Raw genomic sequence first — 21,697 nt, forward strand, 5'->3', positions numbered from 1 at the left:
CAATTCCCACTCAATCGTCCCCAAATTTATCACTCTCTTAGCTCCAAATTTCCCATCATTCCTAAATCTTCGTGTTCTAAAATATGACAATGATACATTCTAAGCCCTTTGAAATCCTGCTTCATTCTAAGTCTTAGCTCCTCTTTAGGACGCACATTGATAGTATCTCTTAAGGCTCTAAATTCAGCTTTTTGCACCTTGCCATTAAGCTTTGAAGAAATCAGCTCAAATTGTGTGCCGTGTATGTGAAAAGGGTGGTCCATATGCGACTTATTAATAATAATCCAGTCTTCAACCTCCCCCACACGCGAACTAAAATCTACACGCTTCATATCAAAAATTTTTCCATTCAGCAAAAACATAGAAGCAAGGCTATTTTTTAACTCATCTTGCGTTTTTTTAGCGATGCCGTGCATTTTAGCGTGGTCTTCACTCAATATCACTTCTTTAAATTCCTTAGGCTCATCTAAAGGCTTAAATTTTCGAAGCTCTTTAGGAATTTCAAGGGGAGGGTTTTTAATCTCAACACTCGCTAAAAATAAGTCTTTTTTCTCTTCTTTAACAAGCATTTTATCCCTATCATAGTAAAGACTTTCAAGCTTAAATTCTCCCTTAGGCGCTAGGATAAAAACTTCCGCCCTTGAAGCAGGGCTTAAAAAAAGCTCTTCTTTCTCTACACCCCTTTCAAGCAAACCTCCGTCCGTCCCAACAAGTAAGAATTTAGCCCCTTTAATACGCAGTCTTAAATATCTAGCACTGCAACAATTATAGAGGCGGATTTTTTCATTATTAAGCGTAATTTTAGGTTCAAACTGCCCATTAATTAAGACAAATTCCCCCTCTCTACCATTGAGCCAATCATATAAATTATTGTGCGGAATTTGTGCATTTTCATCAAGCCTTAAATCGCTAATCATAAAATCCTGCTCGGCAAAGTGCGACAAAGCATCTTTTTTAGCCTTGACAACAAAAGCTCCAGAAAGTCCCATAAATACCTGTTTTGAAGTGATATAATGAGGGTGAGGGTGATACCAGTAAGTCCCAGCACAATTTTGTGGCAGTGTAAAATGATAACTCCTGCTCTCTTTTGGTAAAACCGCATCGTGAGGATTGCCATCTTGATTTGGCGGCACAGGTAGCCCGTGCCAATGGATAGTGGTAGGCTCTTTAAGGTGATTTTCAACGATGATTTCAACCTCATCGCCTTCAAAAACTTCAATTTTTGGAGCAGGGATAGAGGCATTATAAGTATAAAATTTTGTCTTTTTGCCTTTAATAAGCTCAATTTCTTCTTCTGTAATTTTAATCCTCGCTTTAAAATAGCCTTTTTTCTTGCTTTCATTTTTTAGCAAATTTAAAGGCTTTAGGGCTTGATTTGCTGGGAATTCTTTTTTATCTAAAAGCTTTAAATCAAGTGGCGCAAGATGGATAAATGAAGTATCTGCTGGAGTATTTTGATGACTTGTGTGGTTTGAGTGCATAGGCATAGCATAACTAAGACTTGTGCTAACTAAGGCTAGGGCGCTTGTTTTTAAAAAAGTTCTGCGTTGCATTTTTATCCTTAAGTCTAAAATTTCAAAAATTGTAAAATATATTTTTAAAAAATTAGTAAATATAATTAGGCTAGAATTTGGCTTGATTTCACTACCATTTTTAGCTAATGCAAAAGGATAAATGATGTTTATAAATAATGAAAATTTCAAAACCCCCGCTTACATCTTAGAGGAAGATAAGCTTAGGAAAAACTGCGAACTTTTGGCACGAGTGAGCGAGGAAAGCGGCGCAAAAGTGCTTTTAGCCTTAAAAGGTTTTGCCTTTTCAGGGGCGATGAAAATCGTAGGAGAATATCTTAATGGCTGCACTTGTAGCGGACTTTGGGAGGCAAAATTTGCAAAAGAATTTATGGATAAAGAAATTCATACCTTCTCTCCCGCCTTTAAAGAAGATGAAATGGACGAGATTATAGGGCTTTCCCACCACATCATTTTTAACTCTCTTCATCAATTTAATCTTTTTAAAGAAAAAGCTAAAAGCAAATCCTTAGGACTTCGTTGCAATCCAGAAGTCTCTTTAGCCCCCAAAGAGCTTTATAATCCTTGTGGGCGGTATTCTAGACTTGGAATTTTAAGTAAAGATTTAGAAAATGTGAATTTAAGCGAAGTCGATGGGCTTCATTTTCACGCTTTGTGCGAGGAAAGTGCGGATAGCTTAGAAGTTGTTTTAAATGCCTTTGAAGCGAAATTTGGCAAGTGGATAAAAAAGATAAAATGGGTCAATTTTGGCGGCGGACATCACATCACCAAAAATGGTTACAACACGCAAAAGCTCATCAGTCTTTGCAAGAAATTTAGCGATAAATACGGGGTGCAGGTGTATTTGGAGCCGGGTGAAGCGGTGGGGTGGCAAACGGGTGTTTTGGTCGCTTCCGTGATAGACATTGTGGAAAATGAGAAAAAAATCGCCATTTTAGATACCTCAAGCGAAGCACATATGCCTGATACTATCATTATGCCTTACACGAGCGAGGTTTTAAACGCTAGGATTTTAAGCACGAGGGAGGGGGAGCAAATTTCAAGCTTAAACGAGGGCGAAAAGGCGTATTTGTTAGCGGGAAATACTTGTTTAGCAGGCGATGTGATGGGAGAGTACGCCTTTAAAAAAGAGCTTAATAGGGGCGATAAAATAGCCTTTTTAGACCAAATTCACTACTCCATAGTCAAAAATACAACCTTTAATGGGGTGGTGCTACCGAATTTAATGCTTTATACTAAAGATAAAAAGCTTGAAATGGTAAGAAAATTTTCTTATGAAGATTATGCAAAAAGGAATTAACTTATTATGTAAATATATCATAAAATATCTTTTGCGTTTTTGTCAAATTTTTCTCAAAAATGCAAAAAAATTTTTCATTACCAAGAATTTAAAAAATAATTTGAAAATATTAAATTTCAATGCTTTATAACATTTTTTCTTCACAAAATGAAAACGAAAAATCTCTACAAATTTCAGTTTTTTTTAAAACAAATAGTATTATGATAAAAACAAGTTTTAAAGAGGCTCAAAGTGCGTAATAGGTAATTTTGGCATAATATTATCAAGCTTAAAAAAACAAGTTTTAAAAAGAGTAGGAAAGTTGTGAATTTAGAAAATTTAAGATTTGCTAGAAGTCTTTATTATCAGTGTTTAGGAGAGGTTTTTAGCTTTTCCTTCTCAAAAGATAGATTAGCAAATTTTTCCAAATACCTAAATGCGATGAGCGAGTGTGCTTTTGATGAAGCTTTAAAGACAAATTTTGCATTTTTACTTGAAAATTTAAAAACCCCACAAGATATACAAAAACTCATTAAAGAATATGATGTTTTATTTTTAGCATTAAAAAATGCCATTCCTACGACTTTTTCTTACATAGAAGAGGGTTTTGAAAACTCAAATGCCCTTCTTGCCGTGCGTCAAATTCTTGCAAAAAGCAAACTAAGAAGAAATGAAACTTTTTTTAAAGAAGGTGAGGATAGCGTGGGCTTTTGCTTCATTTTGATGGGTGAATTTTTAAAAGAAAAAAATGATGATTTGGCAAAAGAGCTATTTGAAAAGCTTATCAATCCTAATATCGATGAGTTTTTAAGCCTTATTTTGACAAATGATGAAGCTTTATTCTTCAAAAAAATTGCTTTTATAAGCAAGGCTTTTATGGAATTTGAAAGATTTTGCTTTGAGCTTGAAAAGCCTATGAAAGTGCAGAGCAAAAAGGTGCAAAATAATCTTTCTCGCTCTGAATTTTTGAGAAGAGAAACTAACAAACAAAGGAGGAAGCTTGGAAAATCGCAGGAAATTTCTTAAAAATTCTGCTCTTGCTTTAGCTGGAGCTGGTATTTTAGGTGCGACAAATTTAGCTTTTGGCGAAGAAAAAGCAGAAAATAAACTTGTTCGTGGCAAAAGCAAGAAAAAAGAAGTGCTTTATCAAAGAAGTGCTAACTGGGAAAAATACTACATAAAGGCTGAATAATGAATTTAAATCGTCGTTCGTTTTTAAAAATGGCGGCTCTTTCTAGCCTTGCAACTCCACTTTTGGGGCGTAGCGAGATGTTAAGAGAAGCTAAGGAAAGTGAGCTGAGTGAAGCTTTTGAGGGAAGTAAAAAGGTAAGAAGCGTTTGCACTGCCTGTTCTGTGGGCTGTGGCATAGTCGCTGAAGTGCAAAATGGCGTTTGGGTGCGTCAAGAAATCGCTCAAGACCACCCTGTAAGCTTTGGAGGACACTGCTGCAAAGGCTCTGATATGATAGATATGGTGCGCTCTCATGTGAGGCTAAAATACCCTATGAAAAAAGAAAATGGGGAATGGAAACGCATAAGCTATGAACAAGCCTTTGAAGAAATCGGCGAAAAACTTGCCACATATCGTAAGCAAAATCCTGAAAGTGTGATGTTTATAGGCTCTGCTAAGATGAGCAATGAGCAAGCTTACTATGTGCGTAAATTTGCAGCCTTTTTTGGCACAAATAATATAGACCACCAAGCTAGAATTTGACATAGTGCAACAGTCGCCGGTGTGGCGAATACATTTGGTTATGGCGCGATGACAAATCATCTTGGCGATATTCAAAAGTCAAAGTGTATTTTTATCATAGGGGCAAATCCAGCGGTCAATCACCCTGTGGGCTTTAGACATTTTCTAAAAGCAAAAGAAAAAGGTGCAAAGCTTATCGTAGTTGATCCTCGCTTTACCAAAAGTGCGGCAAAGGCGGATATTTACGCAAGAATTCGTCCGGGAACTGACATCGCCTTTATGTATGGTATGCTTAAAATCATCTTTGATGAGGGTTTAGAAGATACAAAATATCTCGATGAAAGAGTTTTTGGTATCGATAAAATACGCGAAGAAGCGGCAAAATGGGACGCAAAAGAAGTTGAAAATGTAACAGGTATCCCAGAAGCAAAGTTAAGAGAAATCACCCTCGAAGTCGCTAAAAATAAACCTGCAACGCTCATTTGGGCGATGGGTTTAACCCAGCACACCGTAGGCACTTCTAACACGCGTCTTGCTCCTATTGTGCAAATGGTGCTTGGTAACATCGGCAAATCTGGTGGCGGAGTTAATATCCTAAGAGGACACGATAATGTGCAAGGTGCTTCCGATGTAGCTTGTTTGAGTGAAAATTTGCCGGGCTATTATCCTTTAAATGAAGCGAGTTGGAGATATTACGCACAAATTTGGGGCGTGGATTATGAATGGCTTTTGAGTAATTTTGTCAGCAAAGAATGGATGCATAAAACGGGCTTAAGCCTTGCGAGGTGGTGGGCTGCGGCTTTAAATGGCAAAGATGATAATGACAAAATTGACAACGCAGGAACGCCTTTAAAAGCTTTGGTTGTAATGGGAAATGGCATCACCTCAACCGCCCAACAAGCTAAAGTTAAAGAGGGTTTAGAAGCTTTAGAACTTCTAGTTTTAGCCGACCCTTTTGTCAATGAAGCAGGTATTATAGCAGAGAGAAAAGATGGAATTTATCTTCTTCCTGCTGCAACGCAGTTTGAAACTAGCGGAAGCGTAACAGCAACTAATCGTAGCGGACAATGGAGATTTAAAGTTGTCGAGCCACTTTATGAAAGCAAGGAAGACCAAGAAATTTTATTTGAGTTGGCTAAAAAACTCGGCTTTTATGAGGATTTCACTAAAACCTTACGCGATGAAAATGGCAAAATTGTTTGGCCTGAAAACGCGACAAAAGAGCTTACTGGAGCGATTCGTAGCATAGGACTTAATGGCTGGAGTGCAGAAAGACTTAAAAAACATACGCTAAACTGGGATAAATTTGATGAAATCACCCTTGAGGGTAAAGAGGGCGAGGTTAAGGGAGAGTATTTTGGACTTCCTTGGCCTTGCTGGAGCGAAAAACACCCTGGCTCCCCTGTGCTTTATAATACCGACATCGAAGTTTCAAGGGGCGGTATGGGCTTTAGAAACAATTTTGGTCTTGAGTATGAGGGTGAAAGTCTTTTAGCTAAAAATGCCCCACTTAATTCTCCGATTAATACAGGCTATCCGCAGATTACTAAAGATAACATAGAAAAAGTTTTAGGCATTACCTTAAGCAAGGAAGAAAAAGAGCAAATGGGTCCAAGCTGGGCTTTAGACGCGAGTAATATCATCGCAACAAAATGTATGCAAAAAGGCATTGTGCCTTATGGTAACGCTAAGGCTAGGGCTGTGGTATGGACTTTTAAAGATAAAATTCCACTTCACAGAGAGCCGCTGCACTCTCCAAGAAATGATTTGGCGCAAAAATATCCAAGCTTTGAAGACCAAAAAGCACTTTACCGCGTCGATACTAAATTTATCTCCGTGCAACAAGCGAAGGATTATTCTAAAGAATTTCCGCTTAATCTCGTAACCGCGCGTCTTGTCAATCTAAACGGCGCAGGTATGGAAAATAGAGCCTCTATGTATCTTACGCGTTTAACGCCTGAAATGTTTTGTGAGCTTAACGAAAAACTCGCCAAAAAAGAAAATATCAAAAAAGGCGATATGATATGGGTGCATTCTCCAGAAGGCACAAAAATCAAAGTGCGTGTAAAAATCAACAACGGCGTGGCTGAAGATATGATTTTCCTACCTTTCCACTTTACAGGCGTAATGCAAGGGGTGGATTTAACGCATAATTTTCCTGAAGGAACGAAGCCTTATGCGAGTGGGGAAAGTGCTAACACGGTAACAAATTACGGCTATGACATTATGTGTCAAATCCCAGAAACTAAGGGTGGTTTATGCCGCATTTCAAAAGACGGGGTGTAAGAAATGAGTAAAATTAATTTTGCAAATTTAGAAAAAGAAAGGCTGAAATTTTTTTGCGATAATGAGAGGTGCATTGATTGTAATGGCTGCTCTGTCGCTTGTGATGAGGCACACGAACTACCTATCAATATCCGCCGCCGCCGTGTCATTACGCTCAATGAGGGTGAAGAGGGCAAAGAAGTCTCCACCTCTATCTCTTGTATGCACTGCGATGACGCACCTTGTGCGATTGTTTGTCCTGTGGATTGTTTTTATATACGAGGCGATGGAGTTGTCTTACACGATAAAGAAATTTGCATAGGCTGTGGATACTGCCTTTATGCTTGTCCTTTTGGAGCGCCGCAATTCCCACAAACTAGCGTTTTTGGAGATAAGGGCATTATGGATAAATGCACGATGTGTGCTGGTGGTCCTGAGGCGACAAATTCTCAAAAAGAAAGAGAGCTTTACGGACAAAATAGAATTGCCGAAGGAAAAGTGCCTGTATGTGCGGCGATGTGTTCGACTAAGGCTTTACTTGTAGGCGAGTCTTCTAAGATAGAAGAAATTTATCAACATAGGCTAGAAAGTAGAAAATATGGCATTAAAGCTCCAAGTGAAAGTATGGAGTGGAAAATCGCTTACATAGGAAAGGAGCGTTTATGAAAAAGCTTTTTTTACTCGCTTTCTCTCTTGCAAATTTATTTGCTTATGGTGAAGAAAGAATGGGACAAGATACGCAAATTTGGGATTATAACCGCATCACAAATATTGCAAATTACGATACTTTTGGCAAACTTTGGACAACTTTACAAGGCGAGTATATCGCTACTTTAGCCTTAGTGAGCGTTATCGCCGTTTTAGCAGCTTTTGCCTTGCATTATATGGTCATAGGTCCTAAGCAATTTTCCCACGCCGGAAAGAAAATTTACGCTTTTTCTCTTTTTGAAAGGCTTTTCCACTTCATCGCGGCACTTTCTTGGGTCATCTTAGTCCCAACAGGCTTTATAATGATGTTTGGAATGACTTTTGGCGGAGGGCTTTTTGTGAGAGTGTGTAAAAATTTACACGCCATTGCGACGATTTTATTTATTGTTTCTATTATCCCTATGTTTTTTTGGTGGATTAAAAGAATGCTTCCTGCAAGTTATGATTTAAAATGGCTGATGATAGTGGGAGGCTATTTAAGTAAAGAGAAAAAACCTGTGCCAGCTGGGAAATTTAATTTCGGGCAGAAATCTTGGTATTACATCGCCGTTTTTGGGGGCTTTTTGATGATTATTACCGGTGGTTTTATGTATTTCTTAGATTTTAACTCAAGCTCAGCACAAAGCCTTTTTGGGCTAAGTCATATCGAGCTTTTAAGACTTAGCGCTATCACTCATAATTTCTTAGGCATAGTGTGTGCGGTGTTTTTTGGGGTGCATATTTATATGGCGGTATTTGCGATTAAGGGAAGTATCCACTCTATGGTAAATGGCTATAAGGAGGAAGAAGAGGTCTATATACTCCATAGCTACTGGTATAAAGAACTTTCTAAAAATAAACAAATCAACCCTAGCTTTACTTACGATAAATAAATCAGGAGGGGCTATCCCTCCTTGAATAACGAATTTTCAAAAATCTTTCTAAACGCTGTTTCAAATTCCGCTTTCTTTTTTACCGAGTAAAAAGGCAAAGTTAGCACTTCAAATTTTTCATTTAACTTAATATCAAATTGCCTTTGATGTAAAGCTTTTAGCAAATTTTCTTTCCATTGGTCTTTCCCACTACCTTTTTCATCGTCCATTAAATGCTCCCCCTTACTCCCCATTATGCACTCCACAGACAAATGATTATTTTTCTCTCCCTTTCTTTTTCCAAAAAAGATAAAATCAGGCTCAAAGCCCATTCCATAAGTTGGCAGCTCTTTTCTATTATCGTAAATTTTAAATTCCTCAAAGCCGTCGTTCCTAAGGATAATCCACTCTCCAAATTTTTCATCAATCATATGTGCTCTCTCGTCAATAAAACCTAAAAATTCCTCTTCTGTCCCACTATCCTTACTCCACTTCGTATAGTAAAGCCACTCATATTTGCTATCTTGTATTTTTTACTTGTAAAAATGCTTCTTACCCCAGTTTCTTCAAGCTCACGCGCTTCAAAATTACTCACTTCATAGCTTTGCTTTTGCTCTTTCATTAACGCACTTTTGAAATTTTGCAAGATAAATTTAGCAAGTTCGAGTTGATTTTCCTTTTTAAAATTCTGCCTTTTGTCAAAATTAAACTTCAAATTCCTTAAAAAGCTTTCGTAAAATTCTTTTTTACTTTTAAAATCTGGATTAAACAGCTTCACCTCACGCATAGAAATTTTAAGTATATTCATCGCTTTAGCCACTACTTCAAAACAAAGCTTTTCTCCAAAAGAAAAATTCCGCTTAAAATCATAATTTTCCTCCATTTTGCCGTCAAATTCCATCTTTTTTTCACTAATGTCCTTTGAAAAAAATGGCACTTCAAGCGCTATTAAGTCTTTTATCACCTCATCACGCTTACAAGCTATAAGCTCTGCTTTTTCTCTAGGATAACGCTCATTTTTCACATAAAAAATTTGTGTTTAACATCCAAATTGCCCAAATTAGATAATATAGCTTTCGCTTGGATATTTTTATGTTTTTGCTCTATATAAACTTTTTAAATTTATACTTTTCATCCCTATTTTTAGTATTTGCATATCTTTGCTATCCTACATACCTTTAGGAATTTGGTAACTTTTTGTTTCTTCTGTGCTACAAACGCTTTCTTTAAATTATTCTTTTTAATTTTATGTATTTGTCATTAATTTTGATACTAAAAGTTTTTATGGTACTTTGGCATATAAAAATATAAAATACTTTAGATCGCTTACACTCTAAAGTATTTTTTGGTGTAAAATTGCTTATATCTTTATCGCTTAGATAAGTATTTGCCACATTTGCCATAAATTCTTTAAAAAGTAAGCTAATTAATATGAAATGATTATAAAAGAAATAAAAAGAAGCGAAAACATTTAAAAGCTTGATGTATGGGAATTTAAAGGAAGTGTTAAGAGGCAAAATAAACTTAAAAAACCTTAAATGGTGGCTCCGATTGGACTCGAACCAACGACCACTACCATGTCAAGGTAGTGCTCTACCAACTGAGCTACGGAACCATTGGTGGAGCATAGCGGGTTCGAACCGCTGACCCCGACGCTGCCAGCGTCGTGCTCTCCCAGCTGAGCTAATGCCCCACAAAAAAAGGCGATTATGCCGAATTTTTGCTTAAATTTTGTTTTAAAAAAGCTTCAATAAGGCTTTTATCACTTGTTTTTAAAATGCGAATTTGCTTAAAAAGTAAGCCAAGATTAATGAAACCTAAGACAAGCAAGATTAAATTGACACTAAGCAAGATAAGATAAAGCAGGGCAAAGGCATTAACACTTGCAAAAAAAGCAAAAAGCACAGCGAAAAATCCTAAAAAGCCAAGAAAACAAAAATGCCTCATTTTAGCTTCTTTAAAATTGTCTTCATTTTGGGTTAGATTACGAAAAAGGACGATTTTTTTATTAAGATTGCAAAGTAAAATTGTGTCGTTTTCTTTGAAATGATAGGGTTTTTTGCTTTTATAATAAAAGCTTTCAAAATTTGGATTTAACGCGTCTTGTTTGGAATGAAGCGTATAGAAAATTGCGTCTTTTTGAACGCTTTTAAGCTGAAAATATCTTAAATCATTTCTTGCATAATTATAAAAGCTCGTAAATTCCATAGCTGTCTTCCTCGTAATTTCCTCTAAAAAGAGGTTTTAATTCTAAATCAAGCTTTACATTTTCCCCTTCGTTAAATTTTGCGTTGTGAAAGATTAAAAACATATCCATTTGCTCTTTGAAAGTTCTTAAAAATTCCGCTCCCCCCTCATACATTAAAAACTTAGCATCTTTGGGAATTTGTGTGAAAATTTGGCGGTTTTTCACGCTAAAAGCAGGGATATTTTTATCAAAACTTTCTAAAGATTGACGGCTTAAAATGCAAAGATTGGGTGCTTTTGCGTTGCAAAGTCTTGAGTCTAAAATGGGCTTATCTTTTCTTAGAGTTTCTCCTCCAACGACCAATAAGTCAATAACAGAGCGAATTTGATGGGCGTAAGTGCGACTTGTTTCATTGCTGACAAATTTGCCTAGCGCACTACCATTAAGACTTAGGGCGAGTTTGAAAAGTTTAAATGTCCCTTTTTGCCACTTTAAAAAAGGCTTTAAAAGCTCCTTACCCTTTTTTTCTAAAATCCCCGTTTCGACCAAAACGCCCTTTTGCCTTAGAAATTCCGCCCCTCCGCTTGCGATTTTGTTTTCATCTTTGACGCTGATGAAAACTTTTTTAAATCCTAAGGTGCTAAAAAGTTTCGCACAAGGTGGAGTTTTGCCTTGATGTGTGCAAGGCTCTAAGCTAACAAATGCTGTGGCGTTTTGAAGGAGGTTTTGATGATGTTTAAGGATAAATTCGTGCAAGGCGTTAGCTTCTTTTGGAAAATCAAATTCAGGCTTTAAAATCCTCAAAGCCTCTTTAATGGCATTTAGCTCCGCGTGAGGCTCCCCTTGCTTTTCGTGAGCTTTTATGCTTAAAATTTTACCATTTTTATCAAGTATCACGCAACCAACTGCTGGATTTGGGTAGGTTAAAAACTGATATTTCCACGCTTCTTTCAAAGCTAAATCCATATAAAAATCTATCATTTAAAGCCTCTTTAGAAAAAGTAAAAATCGTTCTAAGCTAAGAAGTTTTGGGCGGTAATTATGAAACAAAATGGAGTATTTATCAAGGTTTATTCCGTGTGCGTGGCATAAATTTTCATAAAGCTCAAGCAAGGATTTGCCATAAGGACTTAAATTTTCTTCTTCAAAATAGCATTTTTGCTCTAAAATTTTGGCATTTTGCCTATAACGCCTAAAATAAGAACGCAGCCTATTTCTGCCGTGATGAATGTGAAAAATAACCCTTTTTTCAAAAAAATATGGCAGGGAAAAAAGAGCGAGATATTTGCGAAAACCACTTGAAAGCATAGGGGCTTTGTAAAGGGCATTTTGCATTAAATCCTTACTTGGAGCAAGGGATTTTTTAAACAATGCAAGTCGTAGCATAAAGTCAAAATCCTCCCCCCCACGCCCCTTAAAATTCTCATCAAAACCTCTAAGGGCGATAAAATCCTCTCTTTTCATAAAAATACAAGCACTTGGCAAAGCAATACTAGTAAATAGGTCTTTTTTATAATTAACAAAAGCATCAAAAAGCTCTTCGCGGCTTTTGTGTAAAATAGCTCTAGAGCCTTTGGGAGAAAGGTAAAGGCAGGGTAGAAACATAAAGGCACTTTTGCCACTTTCAAGCTCTTCAATACAGCTTAAATTTAGTTCTTCATCTAAAAAACAATCCACATCCATTAGATAAATCCACTCACAAGAACTCAGCTTAAAGGCTTCGTTTCTCAATAAAGCTTGGCAGATAAGCTCATCGTAAAAGTGTTTGGAGGCGATTTTGGCGTTTTGTTTTTGGGCTATGAGTTTTTTAAGTTTTTTATCAAAAAAACTGCCTCTATCATTATGTCCAAAAACTAGCTCGGTGCTTTCGTTAGCCCTTTTTAAAATGAGCTTGACTTTTTTAAGTATATCAAGGGGGCGAAGTTTTAAATCCACAGGGATAATAATGCTATATTTCATACTTTTCCTTTGGGTTTTATTATAACAAAAAAGATTTGAAAGCTTAAATTTACTTAGTAGATAGCTTTAAAAGTTATAATTTATAAATTTGATTAAAGGGCTTGGGTGAGAGAAAATTTTTGTAATCATCGTCTTTTTTTTCTTGGCTTTACTTTATGGAAGCGTTCCTTTGTAAAATCCTTTTTCAAAGCTAAAAGTATGCACTTTTTAGATACTTTAAGAGGGCTTGAGAAATTTAGATTAAGCGAGAATGATGCGTTTTTGATTTGGGGTAAGCGCGTGGAAAAAGAAGAGGTAAAGAGGCAAATTTTAAAACAAAATCCAAGCCTTGAACCAAAGATTTATTTTGTTGAAGATGGTTTTATCCGTTCGGTTTCTTTGGGTTCTGATTTAACGCGTCCTTTTTCTTTGGTGGTTGATAGCAAAGGGCTTTATGTCGATGCTTCTAAGCCAAGTGATTTGGAGGAGCTTTTGCAAAATGGTATTTTTAATGAGGAAATTTTAGAAAGGGCGAAAAATTTGGTAGAAAAATTAAAGCTTTATAAAATTTCTAAATACAATACCCTAAAGCACGAAAATTTGCATTTTAAGGCTAAGGATGGACAAAAAATTATCCTAATCCCCGCTCAAGTGGAAGATGATGTTTCTATGCTCTTGGGCGGCGGGGGGCTTGATACCTTAAATTTCATTCAAAAGGTGCGAGAGGAAAACCCTGAGGCTTATTTGGTTTTTAAGCCTCATCCTGATGTTTTAAGCGGAAATCGCAAGGGCTTGAAAGATGAAAGGGTCATTTTACAAATTTGCGATGAAATCGTGCGTGATTTAAGCATTCATAGTGCCATAGAGGCTGTTGATGAGGTGCATACCATTACTTCAACCGCAGGATTTGATGCGCTTTTAAGAGGGAAAAGAGTCGTTGTTTATGGCACACCTTTTTATGCGGGGTGGGGGCTTAGTGAAGATAAAGTAAAGCTTTCACGAAGAAGCAGAAAATTAAGCCTTGAAGAGCTTGTGGCTGGGGTTTTAATCCTCTATCCACTTTACTTAAACCCTAAAACTAGGAATTTGTGCGAGGTTGAGTTAAGTTTGGACATCATCACACAAATGCAAAGGGCGTATTTTTCAAAATTCTATGTGAAATGGGGTGTAGATTCTAGAAATTATGCCCTAAGAAAATTAAGACGCACTTGGGAGAAAATGAGGGGGCTAAAAAGATGAGGGGGGGGGGGTGCTAGTAGTATGCAATTTGATATTTTGTTGAAAAAAGAATTTGGCGGTAAAAATGTCGTGCTTTTGCAAGGTCCTGTGGGGAATTTCTTTTTGCGTTTGGCTACCAAACTTAAAAAAATGAATGCAAAAATTTCAAAGATAAATTTTAATGGAGGGGATTTTTTCTTTTACCCTAAAGGGCATATTTATAAAGGCTCAAGGGAGAATTTGGCTGCGTTTTATGAGGATTTTTTTACCAAAAATCAAACTGAGGCTGTTTTGATGTATAACGATTGTCGTTTTATCAATCGCACAGGTTTAGAAGTAGCAAAAAAGCTAGGCATTGCGGTGTGGATTTTTGAAGAGGGGTATTTAAGACCTTATTGCATTACTTTAGAAAAAGATGGGGTTAATGCAAACTCGCCTATGCCTCGTGATAAAAATTTTTATTTGAACTTGAATTTAAACGATGTGGGTGTAGAGATAAAAACTATACCGGGTGGATTTAAATTTATGGGTTTTTATAGCTTTTTATACTGGTTTTTTGCCTTTATTTTAGCGCCGTTTTTTAATAATTCTTTACATCATCGTTCTTTAAATCCTTTGGAAATGTTTGCTTGGTTTAAGACTTTATTTTTAAAATATCAATATAAAATCAGCGAAAAAAGACTAAATGCTAAAATTTATAAGCTAGAAAAAAAGTATTTTTTAGCGATTTTGCAAGTGTATAACGACACGCAAATTTTAAATCATTATAAAAAAGATATAGAACATTTCATAGAAGAAACTATACTTTCCTTTGCAAATCACGCTAGGGCAAAATCTTATCTTGTTTTTAAACATCACCCTATGGATAGGGGGTATAGAAATTACGCTTCTTTGATAGAGAAATTAAGCGAGAAATATCATGTTGAGGGGCGAATTTTATATGTTCACGATAGCTATTTGCCGCTTTTGCTTAAAAATGCTTTAGGTTGCATTACGATTAATTCCACCGTGGGACTAAGTGCGATAATAGATGGTTGTCCAACCAAAGTATGTGGAGAGGCTTTTTATGATTTTGAGGGGCTGACTTATCCTAAGAAACTCCATTTTTTCTGGCGTGAAGCCCACGCTTATAAGCCAAATTCTTTACTTGTTTCACAATTTAAAAAATACCTTCTTAAAACAAATCAAATTAATGGAAATTTTTACAAAAACTCTTCTTTAATGGGATAAAATTAGCCTTTTGATAAATAATTATCTTGCGTTATAATGCTAGAAATTTTAGGTTCGAGTTTAAGATGATAGAAAGAGATGTATTTTATATAGCAGGGTATGACCCTAAGGGATATAGATATTATTATTTATTATTTAAAAGAAATTTAGAAGAATATAAAAAGAGATTTAAAGTCAAGGCAGAACTCTCTACAAGCGATACAAGCGAGGATTTTCCTTTCTGGTGTGTGGAGGCGGAAAATGTCTCTTGCAAATACACTTTCTTAGCGTGGAATGACATTGTTAAAAAAAATTGGTCGCAAAGCTATAAAGATGCGTTGGCTGATTGTTATAGCTTTTTTCGAATTTATACCATTACGGGGCTTTTCATTAAATTTGGCAAGGAAAGCATTTATCAGTTAGTTACGGGGTATTATCCTTTTTTTTATGTGCTTTTTTCTTTACTTTTTTCTGTGGGGCTTGGATTTGTAGCTTTTTATTTCCTTAGTTTTTATGTGCCTTTGTTTTTTGCTATTTTGGCGGGAATTTTATTAACTTTTTATATGAATCAATTTTTATTTACTTATGGGAAAAAATTGGCTGTTTTTTGGATTGCGCGGATTTGTTCTTTTTGTGCAAATTGGCGGGAGAGAAGAGTGGGTGATTTAGAAGAGAGAATGGAGCAATTTGCTCAAAAAATTTATCACACTCTTAAAGAAAAGCAAAAGGAAAATTATGAGCTTATTTTACTCACACATAGTGTGGGTTGTGTGCTTTGTATAGAAGTGTTAGCTAGGATTTTAATGCTTTGTAAAGAAAATGATGTGCCATTTTCTAAACTTAAAATTCTCACACTTGGAGAGTGCATTCCATTGGTAAGCTATCAAAAAAAATCCATAGAATTTAGAAAAAAACTTGAACTTGTCGCTGGGTTTGACTTAAAATGGTATGATTATACTTCGGTAATTGATGGGGCGTGTTTTCCGCAGGTGGATTTTATAAGAACGAGTGGGGTTTATGCAAAGAATCATTTTGGACCAAAGCTTTTAAATCCACGCTTTCACACCCTTTATGAGCCGCAAAATTATAAAAAAATAAAGCGTGATAAAAATAAAGCACACTTTTTATATTTAATGAGTGTGGAAAAAAGTGGAGCGTATGATTTTTTTAATTTCATCGTTTTGGATAAATTTTTAGAAGAAAAGATTAAGGATTAAAATGAGTGGGTGTCCTTTTTTTCCAAAGCCTTATAAAAACAAGGCTTCGACTTTACTGACTTTTTTGCTTAAGAGGCGTTCTTGGCTTGATGGGCTTTATGAAAGAAGCTATAAGATGCAAACGGGTTATGTCAAAATGCCAAATTTCGACCTTTATGTCATAAACGATACAAAAGAAGTCAAAAGAATGATGGTCGATGAGGTAAGAGAATTTCCTAAAAGTGAGCTTTTACATAGGCTTTTAAGCCCTTTGCTGGGTGAAAGCATTTTTACAACAAATGGCGAAGTGTGGCATAGGCAAAGAGAGCTTTTAAAGCCTAGCTTTGAGATGACTAGAATTTCTAAGGTTTTCAACCTGATGAGCGAGGCTGTGGCTGATTTAATGGCGCGTTTTGAAAAGTATCCAAATCATTCTTACATAGAAGTTGATGAGATGATGACTTTTGTAACAGCAGATGTGATTTTTAGAACGATAATGTCTTCTAAACTTGATAAAAATGAGGGTAGAAAAATCCTTGAAGCCTTTGTAACTTTCCAAGAAGAAAGTGTGCGGACAGCGATGAGGGGGATGTTTTATTTTCCAAAATGGCTTTCTTATTTACTTGGCGATAGAAAAAGGGCAAAAGCAGGAGAAGTGATAAGAAGGGCATTAAGCGATATTATAAAACCGCGTTATGATGAAGCGAATTTAGAAAAAAGCTCTTATGAAGATATCCTTGCTTCTTTACTTTTGGTTGTCGATGCGAAGACAAATGAGCGTTTTTCTTTTGAGGAAATTTTAGACCAAGTGGCGATGCTTTTTTTGGCTGGACACGAAACGACCGCAAGCTCACTGACTTGGACATTATACCTTTTAAGTTTATATCCTAAGGAACAAGAAAAAGCTTTTAAAGAAATTTGTGAGGTTTTGCAAGATAGTGAAGAGATAAAAATAACCCATCTTAGGCAGTTTAAGTTTCTTACTAATGTTTTTAAAGAAGCACTAAGACTTTATCCACCTGTGGGCTTTTTTGCTAGGGAGGCTAAGAAAGACACGCAGGTTAGAGATAAGCTTGTCAAAAAAGGCTCAGGCGTGGTAATCGCACCTTGGCTGATTCACCGCCACGAACTTTTTTGGCAAAATCCTCACGGCTTCGACCCTTCGCGTTTTGAAAGAGAATATAAAAAAGACGCTTATTTACCTTTTGGTATGGGGGAGAGAATTTGTATAGGGCAGGGCTTTGCTATGCAAGAGGCGATTCTTATCTTGGCAAATATTTTGCGAATTTATAAGCTTGGGCTTAAAGAAAATTTTGTGCCTGATGTAGTTGGACGACTTACCATTCGTTCGGCAAATGGAATGTGGATAAAATTTAGCAAAAGATGAAAAAGTTAGGTCCTAGAATTCGCACTAGGATGCGAAAGAATATTAAAGGAAGTCTTAAGGAAAAACTTGCTGGCACAATTTTACTTTGTGCCATTGTGCCTTTGGCTATCTTCGGCTATTTGTTGATTGCGATTGTGGGAATTTTTTTTAATACAGCTAGAGCTAGGCAGGGTGTTAGAGCTTTAGACCATTTTGTTAATGCGAGTTTGTTTAATGGTTATGCTTGGGAAAGTGTTTCCTCTCACGCTTGGAGGGAGAGAAATCGCAAGAAATGGGCGAAAATTGTGATTAAAATTACTGATTTTTTCCAAAAGGACCACTGCAAAAGAGCAAATCGCAGAGAGCAGCCTGTGGTCGATTTCATACTTTCAAGAAAGCTAGACCAGCAAACCATAGGCAAATAGCTATTTTATAATCACAACCGCCATTGCTAAGCCCTTATCGTGCGTAATGCTTAATTTAGCTTTTTTAATGTGAAATTTACGCATTGTTTTTTTGGAGAATTTGAGTTTAGGGGCGTTTTTTTTGCTTTTTGAAATTTTAATATCTAAAAAACCACAATGCTTAGAAATTCCAACGCCTAAAGCTTTACTTGCTGCTTCTTTTGCAGCCCAAAAGCCCGCTAAAGTGGCTGGATTTTTAACGAGGATTTGTTCTTTTGGACTTAAAAATTTATTAAGAAAAGATTCGGCGTGTTTGTTGTGGATTTTTTCTATTCTCTCTATGGAGATTAAATCACAACCTACACGCATTAAGAGACGACAAAGTCTGTAAAATAGACATTTTTAATAAAACCATCGGTTAGAATTTCGTTGATTTTTCCTACAAGTTCATCTTTTAATCTTTCTTTGCCCTTGGTTGTGCTGATTTCTTCAAAGGTTTTAGCCGTTAGGGTGCGTATGATGACATCACGGATGATAGCAACCTTTTTATCAAGCTCTGTTTTTAAAAGTTCGCTATTTTGTTCAATTTCTATGGTGCATTTAACATAGCGTGTTCCACTATCGCTTAGCAAATTTAAAGTAAAAGGCTCGAGCGGATACATAGGACCTATATTAGCATAATCGCTTCCCCTTTGTGTCGGTGCTTGAGCGGTTTTTGTGTTTGATTTAACTTCTTCTTTAGGTGCTTCAGTTACCGCACCTTCATCATTTGAAGTGGAGGTAAGAAGATAAGCGATAAAACCCATAATAGTAAGAAGTAAAACGAAAAGGACAACAACAATGATGATAACAAGCGAACTGCTTTTTTTCTTTTTCTCTTCCGTATTTTCTACTTCTTCTTCCATAAATTTTTCCTTATTTGTGAATTTGTCGTAAAATTGTAGCAGATTTTTTTAAAATATTATTTAAATTTTTAAGGAAAATTTTATGCTAGATGTGATTTTTAGAGAATACGACATAAGAGGACTTTATGGTAAGGAACTCAATGAAAAAAGCGTGAAAGCCATAGGCTTTTGCCTTGCTGAGCTAATGCTTAAAAGAGGGTGTAAAAATGTGAGTGTAGGAAAAGACGCAAGGTATAGTGGCGATGAGCTTTTTTCTTATTTGGTGAGTGGCTTAAATAAGGCCGGGATTAAGGTTTATGATATAGGGCTTGTGCCAACGCCACTTGGGTATTTTTCACTCTATGAGGGCTTGAAATTTGACGCAAACATTATGATAACAGGCTCACATAATCCTAAAGACTACAACGGCTTTAAAATCACCATAGGTAAGGAAAGCTTTTTTGGTGCGGAGCTTAAGGAATTTTCTAAAGAAGTTTATAAACATTTAGACGATGAAATCCCCGAAAATTTAAAGGTGGAGAAATACGACATTTTGAGTTTGTATGTGGAATTTATGAAAGAGCAGTTTAAGCACTTGGCAAATTTTGACTATGAATTTGCTTTTGATTGTGCTAATGGGGCTGTGGGCGTGGTGCTTGAGCCTTTAGCAAAAGCACTAAATTTAAAAGCGCATTTTCTTTTTAAAGAGCCTGATGGCACTTTTCCTAACCACTCCCCAGACCCCACAGAAAGCGAAAATTTAATCCCTCTTAAAAATTTTTTAAATCAAAATCAAAATATCCAAATGGCTTTTGCCTTTGATGGAGACGCCGATAGACTCGTAATGCTAAATCGCACACACACTTTTTGCGGCGATGAGCTTTGCTATTTGTTCGCTAAAGATATAGAAAATCCTCGCATTTTAGGTGAGGTCAAATGCTCAAAAAATCTTTTTGATGAGGTCAAAAAATTTGGTAGCGTTTTTATGGGAAAAACGGGGCATTCTAATATCAAAAAAATGATGAGAGAGCTTAATATTGACCTAGCGGCTGAAGTGAGTGGGCATATTTTCTTTAAGCATCGCTATTTTGGTTATGATGATGGAATTTATGCGTTTTTAAGGGCTTTGGAGCTGATTTTTAAAGGCTATGATTTAGAGGGCTTAATTAAGTCCTTGCCGAAGCTTTACACCACGCCCGAGCTTAAAATTCCTGTGAGCGAAGAAGAGAAATTTAAGCTTGTCAAAGCCTTTAAAGAAGCGGTTAGAAATGGGGCTTTAAAGGGTATTAAAGAGCTTTGTGAGATTGATGGGGCGAGGATGGATTTTGAAGACGGCTGGGCTTTACTTCGTGCTTCAAATACTAGCCCTTATCTTGTTACGCGTTTTGAAGCGACAAGTTTATCAAGGGCTAAAGAGCTTGAAACTATGGTGTTTGATTTGTTTAAAAAAATTAAAGAATCTGTCTAATGTTTGGCTAAATTTAAACTTACCAGACCTTTTTTTCTACACCCTTTAGGAAGTTTATTTTACTTAGCTTTTTGGGTAAGTTTAGGGCTTTATTTTGCGGTTAGAGAGAATTTTTATAACTTAGAGTCTATCGAAAATTCTTTTTATCTTTTTTTATTCATCACATCTAAGCCAGAACTCTTATCTTTTGTAGCCTTATTTGTGCTTTTTTGCGAAACCCTTTTGAAGGAAGAAACAACTTTCAAAAAAGCCTTTTTGCGTCCTGTAAATTTAGTTATTTTAATTGTCGTTTTCGCACTTGCTTATCCTTATAAAGAATTGATTGTAAAACATTTAGATAATGAACGCTATGCGTTTTATTTCTTTGGTATCAATTTAGTCTTATTTTTTGGCATTTGTGCGTTTAAATTAAAAAATTTTCAAAAGCTTGAGGGGTTGATTTCTGGCTTTTTATTTTGCTTTGCTTTGTGGGGACTTAGTGCGATTTTATTGCTTTTATTTGCTTTATCTTTAGAATTTTTGTTTGGTTATGAAATTTGGTTTTTAGTATATTTTATTTTATCTTTATTCGCTGGGGTAATTTCTCTACCCTTGCTTGGGGATTTGGATTTTAAATTTAAAAGATTTGTTTTGTGGATTTTTAATTTTTTCGCCTTATCTTATCTGCTTTTATTGCTTGCTTATGCTTTTGCTTTGCCTTTTGGCTTAGAGCCTAAAAGTGTGGTGCATCTTTGCCTTTGGTTTGGCGTGTTTTTAATCTTTTACTTTGGGCAAATTTATCCATAAAACCTACGCTAAAAAAGATAAAATCCATCTGGCTTTTTGCTGTTTTTATCCTCGCTTGTTGTGGGCTTTATGGAATTTTAGTGCGTGTGGGAGTGTATGGCTTTACGCCTTCGCGTTTGGCTGTTTTGCTTCTTGGAATTTGGCTTTTAGCTTCTGTTTTATTAGGTGTTTTTTGGATAAATAGAGTTTTGAAATTTAGTTTTATCCTTTTAGCAAGTCTTACATTATTTTTATGCTTTTTTGGCAATGAAATTTCTTTAGCCTCGCAAAAAGCACAGCTTGAAACACTAAAATCAAAAGAAAGTTTAAACGAAGAAGACAGAAAGCGGTTTAATAGTATAACAAAAGAGATAGAGGATTTAAAAAGAGAGCGGAGTCTCTAAGCTCTTTTTAAATCTTTCAATAATTCTTCTAACTTATAAACGCCGCGGTGTTGCGGACTTAGCAAGTGTATGAGTATGTCGCCTAGGTCTATCACGCTCCATTCTTCACTACTTTCCACATTTAAAAATTCTTCACCTTTGGCTTTGAGCTTTGTTTTAAGCTCGTCTATTAAAGAAAGGGCGTGTTTTTCGCCTAAAGTCGTAGCGATGATGACAAAGCTTACAAAATATTCTCCCCCTCTCATATCAAAAACTTCAATTTCTTCAGCCTTTTTTTCATCTAAAATTTGTGTGATAGTGGCGATTCTTTCTTGCATTTTTATCCTTTGT

22 protein-coding genes, 2 tRNA genes and 1 pseudogene are annotated in these 21,697 nt (G+C 36.0%); 14 read left to right on the forward strand and 11 right to left on the reverse strand.

Annotated features, from left to right (window positions below):
• Positions 1 to 29 precede the first annotated feature (29 nt).
• Positions 30 to 1,553, reverse strand: a complete 1,524-nt coding sequence (locus CHELV3228_RS00690; RefSeq protein WP_082200715.1) for a multicopper oxidase family protein — start codon at positions 1,551 to 1,553, stop codon at positions 30 to 32.
• 124 nt (positions 1,554 to 1,677) lie between these two features.
• Here CHELV3228_RS00690 and nspC point away from each other — a divergent pair, with 124 nt between their 5' ends.
• The 6 genes from nspC to CHELV3228_RS00725 all read left to right on the forward strand — a co-directional run bounded on the left by nspC (position 1,678) and on the right by CHELV3228_RS00725 (position 8,348).
• Positions 1,678 to 2,832 (forward strand): carboxynorspermidine decarboxylase, encoded by a 1,155-nt coding sequence (gene nspC, locus CHELV3228_RS00695; protein ID WP_082199081.1) that lies wholly within the window; start codon positions 1,678 to 1,680, stop codon positions 2,830 to 2,832.
• A 303-nt stretch (positions 2,833 to 3,135) separates the two neighbouring features.
• Positions 3,136 to 3,837 (forward strand): molecular chaperone TorD family protein, encoded by a 702-nt coding sequence (locus CHELV3228_RS00700; protein WP_082199082.1) that lies wholly within the window; start codon positions 3,136 to 3,138, stop codon positions 3,835 to 3,837.
• Entirely contained in the window at positions 3,812 to 4,003 is a 192-nt protein-coding gene (locus CHELV3228_RS00705; RefSeq protein ID WP_082199083.1) for a twin-arginine translocation signal domain-containing protein, read from the forward strand. The genes CHELV3228_RS00700 and CHELV3228_RS00705 overlap by 26 nt, the downstream gene beginning before the upstream one ends.
• Positions 4,003 to 6,789 (forward strand): molybdopterin-dependent oxidoreductase, encoded by a 2,787-nt coding sequence (locus CHELV3228_RS00715; RefSeq protein WP_084112179.1) that lies wholly within the window; start codon positions 4,003 to 4,005, stop codon positions 6,787 to 6,789. The genes CHELV3228_RS00705 and CHELV3228_RS00715 overlap by 1 nt, the downstream gene beginning before the upstream one ends.
• 3 nt (positions 6,790 to 6,792) lie before the next feature.
• Complete coding sequence (gene fdh3B, locus CHELV3228_RS00720; RefSeq protein WP_082199086.1) at positions 6,793 to 7,434, forward strand: formate dehydrogenase FDH3 subunit beta; 642 nt, start codon at positions 6,793 to 6,795, stop codon at positions 7,432 to 7,434.
• Positions 7,431 to 8,348 carry a formate dehydrogenase subunit gamma gene (locus CHELV3228_RS00725; protein WP_082199087.1) on the forward strand — a complete coding sequence of 306 codons (918 nt, stop codon included), beginning with the start codon at positions 7,431 to 7,433 and terminating at the stop codon, positions 8,346 to 8,348. Before fdh3B ends, CHELV3228_RS00725 begins: the two co-directional genes overlap by 4 nt.
• 11 nt (positions 8,349 to 8,359) lie before the next feature.
• Here CHELV3228_RS00725 and CHELV3228_RS00730 read toward each other — a convergent pair whose 3' ends face one another.
• The 7 genes from CHELV3228_RS00730 to CHELV3228_RS00765 form a co-directional block, all read right to left on the reverse strand.
• A complete protein-coding gene (locus CHELV3228_RS00730) occupies positions 8,360 to 8,758 on the reverse strand; it encodes a hypothetical protein (RefSeq protein WP_082199088.1) in 399 nt (132 codons plus the stop codon).
• 23 nt (positions 8,759 to 8,781) lie between these two features.
• Complete coding sequence (locus CHELV3228_RS00735) at positions 8,782 to 9,351, reverse strand: hypothetical protein (protein ID WP_082199089.1); 570 nt, start codon at positions 9,349 to 9,351, stop codon at positions 8,782 to 8,784.
• Positions 9,352 to 9,866: 515 nt separating this feature from the next.
• Positions 9,867 to 9,942 (reverse strand) — tRNA-Val (locus tag CHELV3228_RS00745).
• A gap of 2 nt (positions 9,943 to 9,944) precedes the next feature.
• Positions 9,945 to 10,020, reverse strand: a tRNA-Ala gene (locus CHELV3228_RS00750).
• A gap of 14 nt (positions 10,021 to 10,034) precedes the next feature.
• Positions 10,035 to 10,535 (reverse strand): hypothetical protein, encoded by a 501-nt coding sequence (locus tag CHELV3228_RS00755; RefSeq protein ID WP_082199091.1) that lies wholly within the window; start codon positions 10,533 to 10,535, stop codon positions 10,035 to 10,037.
• Positions 10,513 to 11,496, reverse strand: a complete 984-nt coding sequence (gene ribD / locus CHELV3228_RS00760; protein ID WP_082199092.1) for a bifunctional diaminohydroxyphosphoribosylaminopyrimidine deaminase/5-amino-6-(5-phosphoribosylamino)uracil reductase RibD — start codon at positions 11,494 to 11,496, stop codon at positions 10,513 to 10,515. The genes CHELV3228_RS00755 and ribD overlap by 23 nt, the downstream gene beginning before the upstream one ends.
• Positions 11,497 to 12,474, reverse strand: a complete 978-nt coding sequence (locus CHELV3228_RS00765; protein ID WP_082199093.1) for a galactosyltransferase-related protein — start codon at positions 12,472 to 12,474, stop codon at positions 11,497 to 11,499.
• Between the two features lie 111 nt (positions 12,475 to 12,585).
• On the opposite strand from CHELV3228_RS00765, the pseudogene CHELV3228_RS00770 reads away from it, so the two are divergent.
• The 5 genes and pseudogenes from CHELV3228_RS00770 to CHELV3228_RS00790 all read left to right on the forward strand — a co-directional run.
• A pseudogene (locus CHELV3228_RS00770) lies at positions 12,586 to 13,692 on the forward strand (capsular polysaccharide export protein, LipB/KpsS family); the annotation flags it as partial.
• A gap of 21 nt (positions 13,693 to 13,713) precedes the next feature.
• Positions 13,714 to 14,901: a capsule polysaccharide modification protein KpsS gene (gene kpsS, locus CHELV3228_RS00775; protein ID WP_082199095.1), complete on the forward strand. Its 1,188-nt coding sequence runs from the start codon at positions 13,714 to 13,716 to the stop codon at positions 14,899 to 14,901.
• Positions 14,902 to 14,969: 68 nt separating this feature from the next.
• Positions 14,970 to 16,097, forward strand: coding sequence for a DUF829 domain-containing protein (locus CHELV3228_RS00780; protein ID WP_234981014.1), 1,128 nt, complete (start codon positions 14,970 to 14,972; stop codon positions 16,095 to 16,097).
• Between the two features lies 1 nt (position 16,098).
• Positions 16,099 to 17,463 (forward strand): cytochrome P450, encoded by a 1,365-nt coding sequence (locus CHELV3228_RS00785; protein ID WP_082199097.1) that lies wholly within the window; start codon positions 16,099 to 16,101, stop codon positions 17,461 to 17,463.
• Complete coding sequence (locus tag CHELV3228_RS00790) at positions 17,460 to 17,867, forward strand: hypothetical protein (protein WP_082199098.1); 408 nt, start codon at positions 17,460 to 17,462, stop codon at positions 17,865 to 17,867. The genes CHELV3228_RS00785 and CHELV3228_RS00790 overlap by 4 nt, the downstream gene beginning before the upstream one ends.
• Here CHELV3228_RS00790 and acpS read toward each other — a convergent pair whose 3' ends face one another.
• Complete coding sequence (gene acpS, locus CHELV3228_RS00795; RefSeq protein ID WP_082199099.1) at positions 17,868 to 18,215, reverse strand: holo-ACP synthase; 348 nt, start codon at positions 18,213 to 18,215, stop codon at positions 17,868 to 17,870. It abuts the gene before it with no gap.
• Positions 18,215 to 18,751, reverse strand: a complete 537-nt coding sequence (fliL, locus tag CHELV3228_RS00800) for a flagellar basal body-associated protein FliL (RefSeq protein WP_082199100.1) — start codon at positions 18,749 to 18,751, stop codon at positions 18,215 to 18,217. Before fliL ends, acpS begins: the two co-directional genes overlap by 1 nt.
• Before the next feature lie 82 nt (positions 18,752 to 18,833).
• On the opposite strand from fliL, the gene CHELV3228_RS00805 reads away from it, so the two are divergent.
• The 3 genes from CHELV3228_RS00805 to CHELV3228_RS00815 are packed head-to-tail and all read left to right on the forward strand — an operon-like array spanning position 18,834 to position 21,367.
• Positions 18,834 to 20,198, forward strand: coding sequence for a phosphomannomutase/phosphoglucomutase (locus tag CHELV3228_RS00805; protein ID WP_082199101.1), 1,365 nt, complete (start codon positions 18,834 to 18,836; stop codon positions 20,196 to 20,198).
• 3 nt (positions 20,199 to 20,201) lie between these two features.
• Positions 20,202 to 20,984 carry a hypothetical protein gene (locus CHELV3228_RS00810; RefSeq protein WP_082199102.1) on the forward strand — a complete coding sequence of 261 codons (783 nt, stop codon included), beginning with the start codon at positions 20,202 to 20,204 and terminating at the stop codon, positions 20,982 to 20,984.
• Positions 20,936 to 21,367 carry a DUF4153 domain-containing protein gene (locus tag CHELV3228_RS00815; RefSeq protein ID WP_167562777.1) on the forward strand — a complete coding sequence of 144 codons (432 nt, stop codon included), beginning with the start codon at positions 20,936 to 20,938 and terminating at the stop codon, positions 21,365 to 21,367. Before CHELV3228_RS00810 ends, CHELV3228_RS00815 begins: the two co-directional genes overlap by 49 nt.
• Here the strand turns inward: CHELV3228_RS00815 and rsfS are convergent.
• Complete coding sequence (rsfS, locus tag CHELV3228_RS10415) at positions 21,364 to 21,684, reverse strand: ribosome silencing factor (RefSeq protein ID WP_084112178.1); 321 nt, start codon at positions 21,682 to 21,684, stop codon at positions 21,364 to 21,366. The two genes, CHELV3228_RS00815 and rsfS, sit on opposite strands and share 4 nt — an antisense overlap.
• Positions 21,685 to 21,697 lie beyond the last annotated feature (13 nt).

Origin of the sequence: Campylobacter helveticus, from assembly GCF_002080395.1 — a bacterium.
Classification (GTDB): Bacteria; Campylobacterota; Campylobacteria; order Campylobacterales; family Campylobacteraceae; genus Campylobacter_D; species Campylobacter_D helveticus.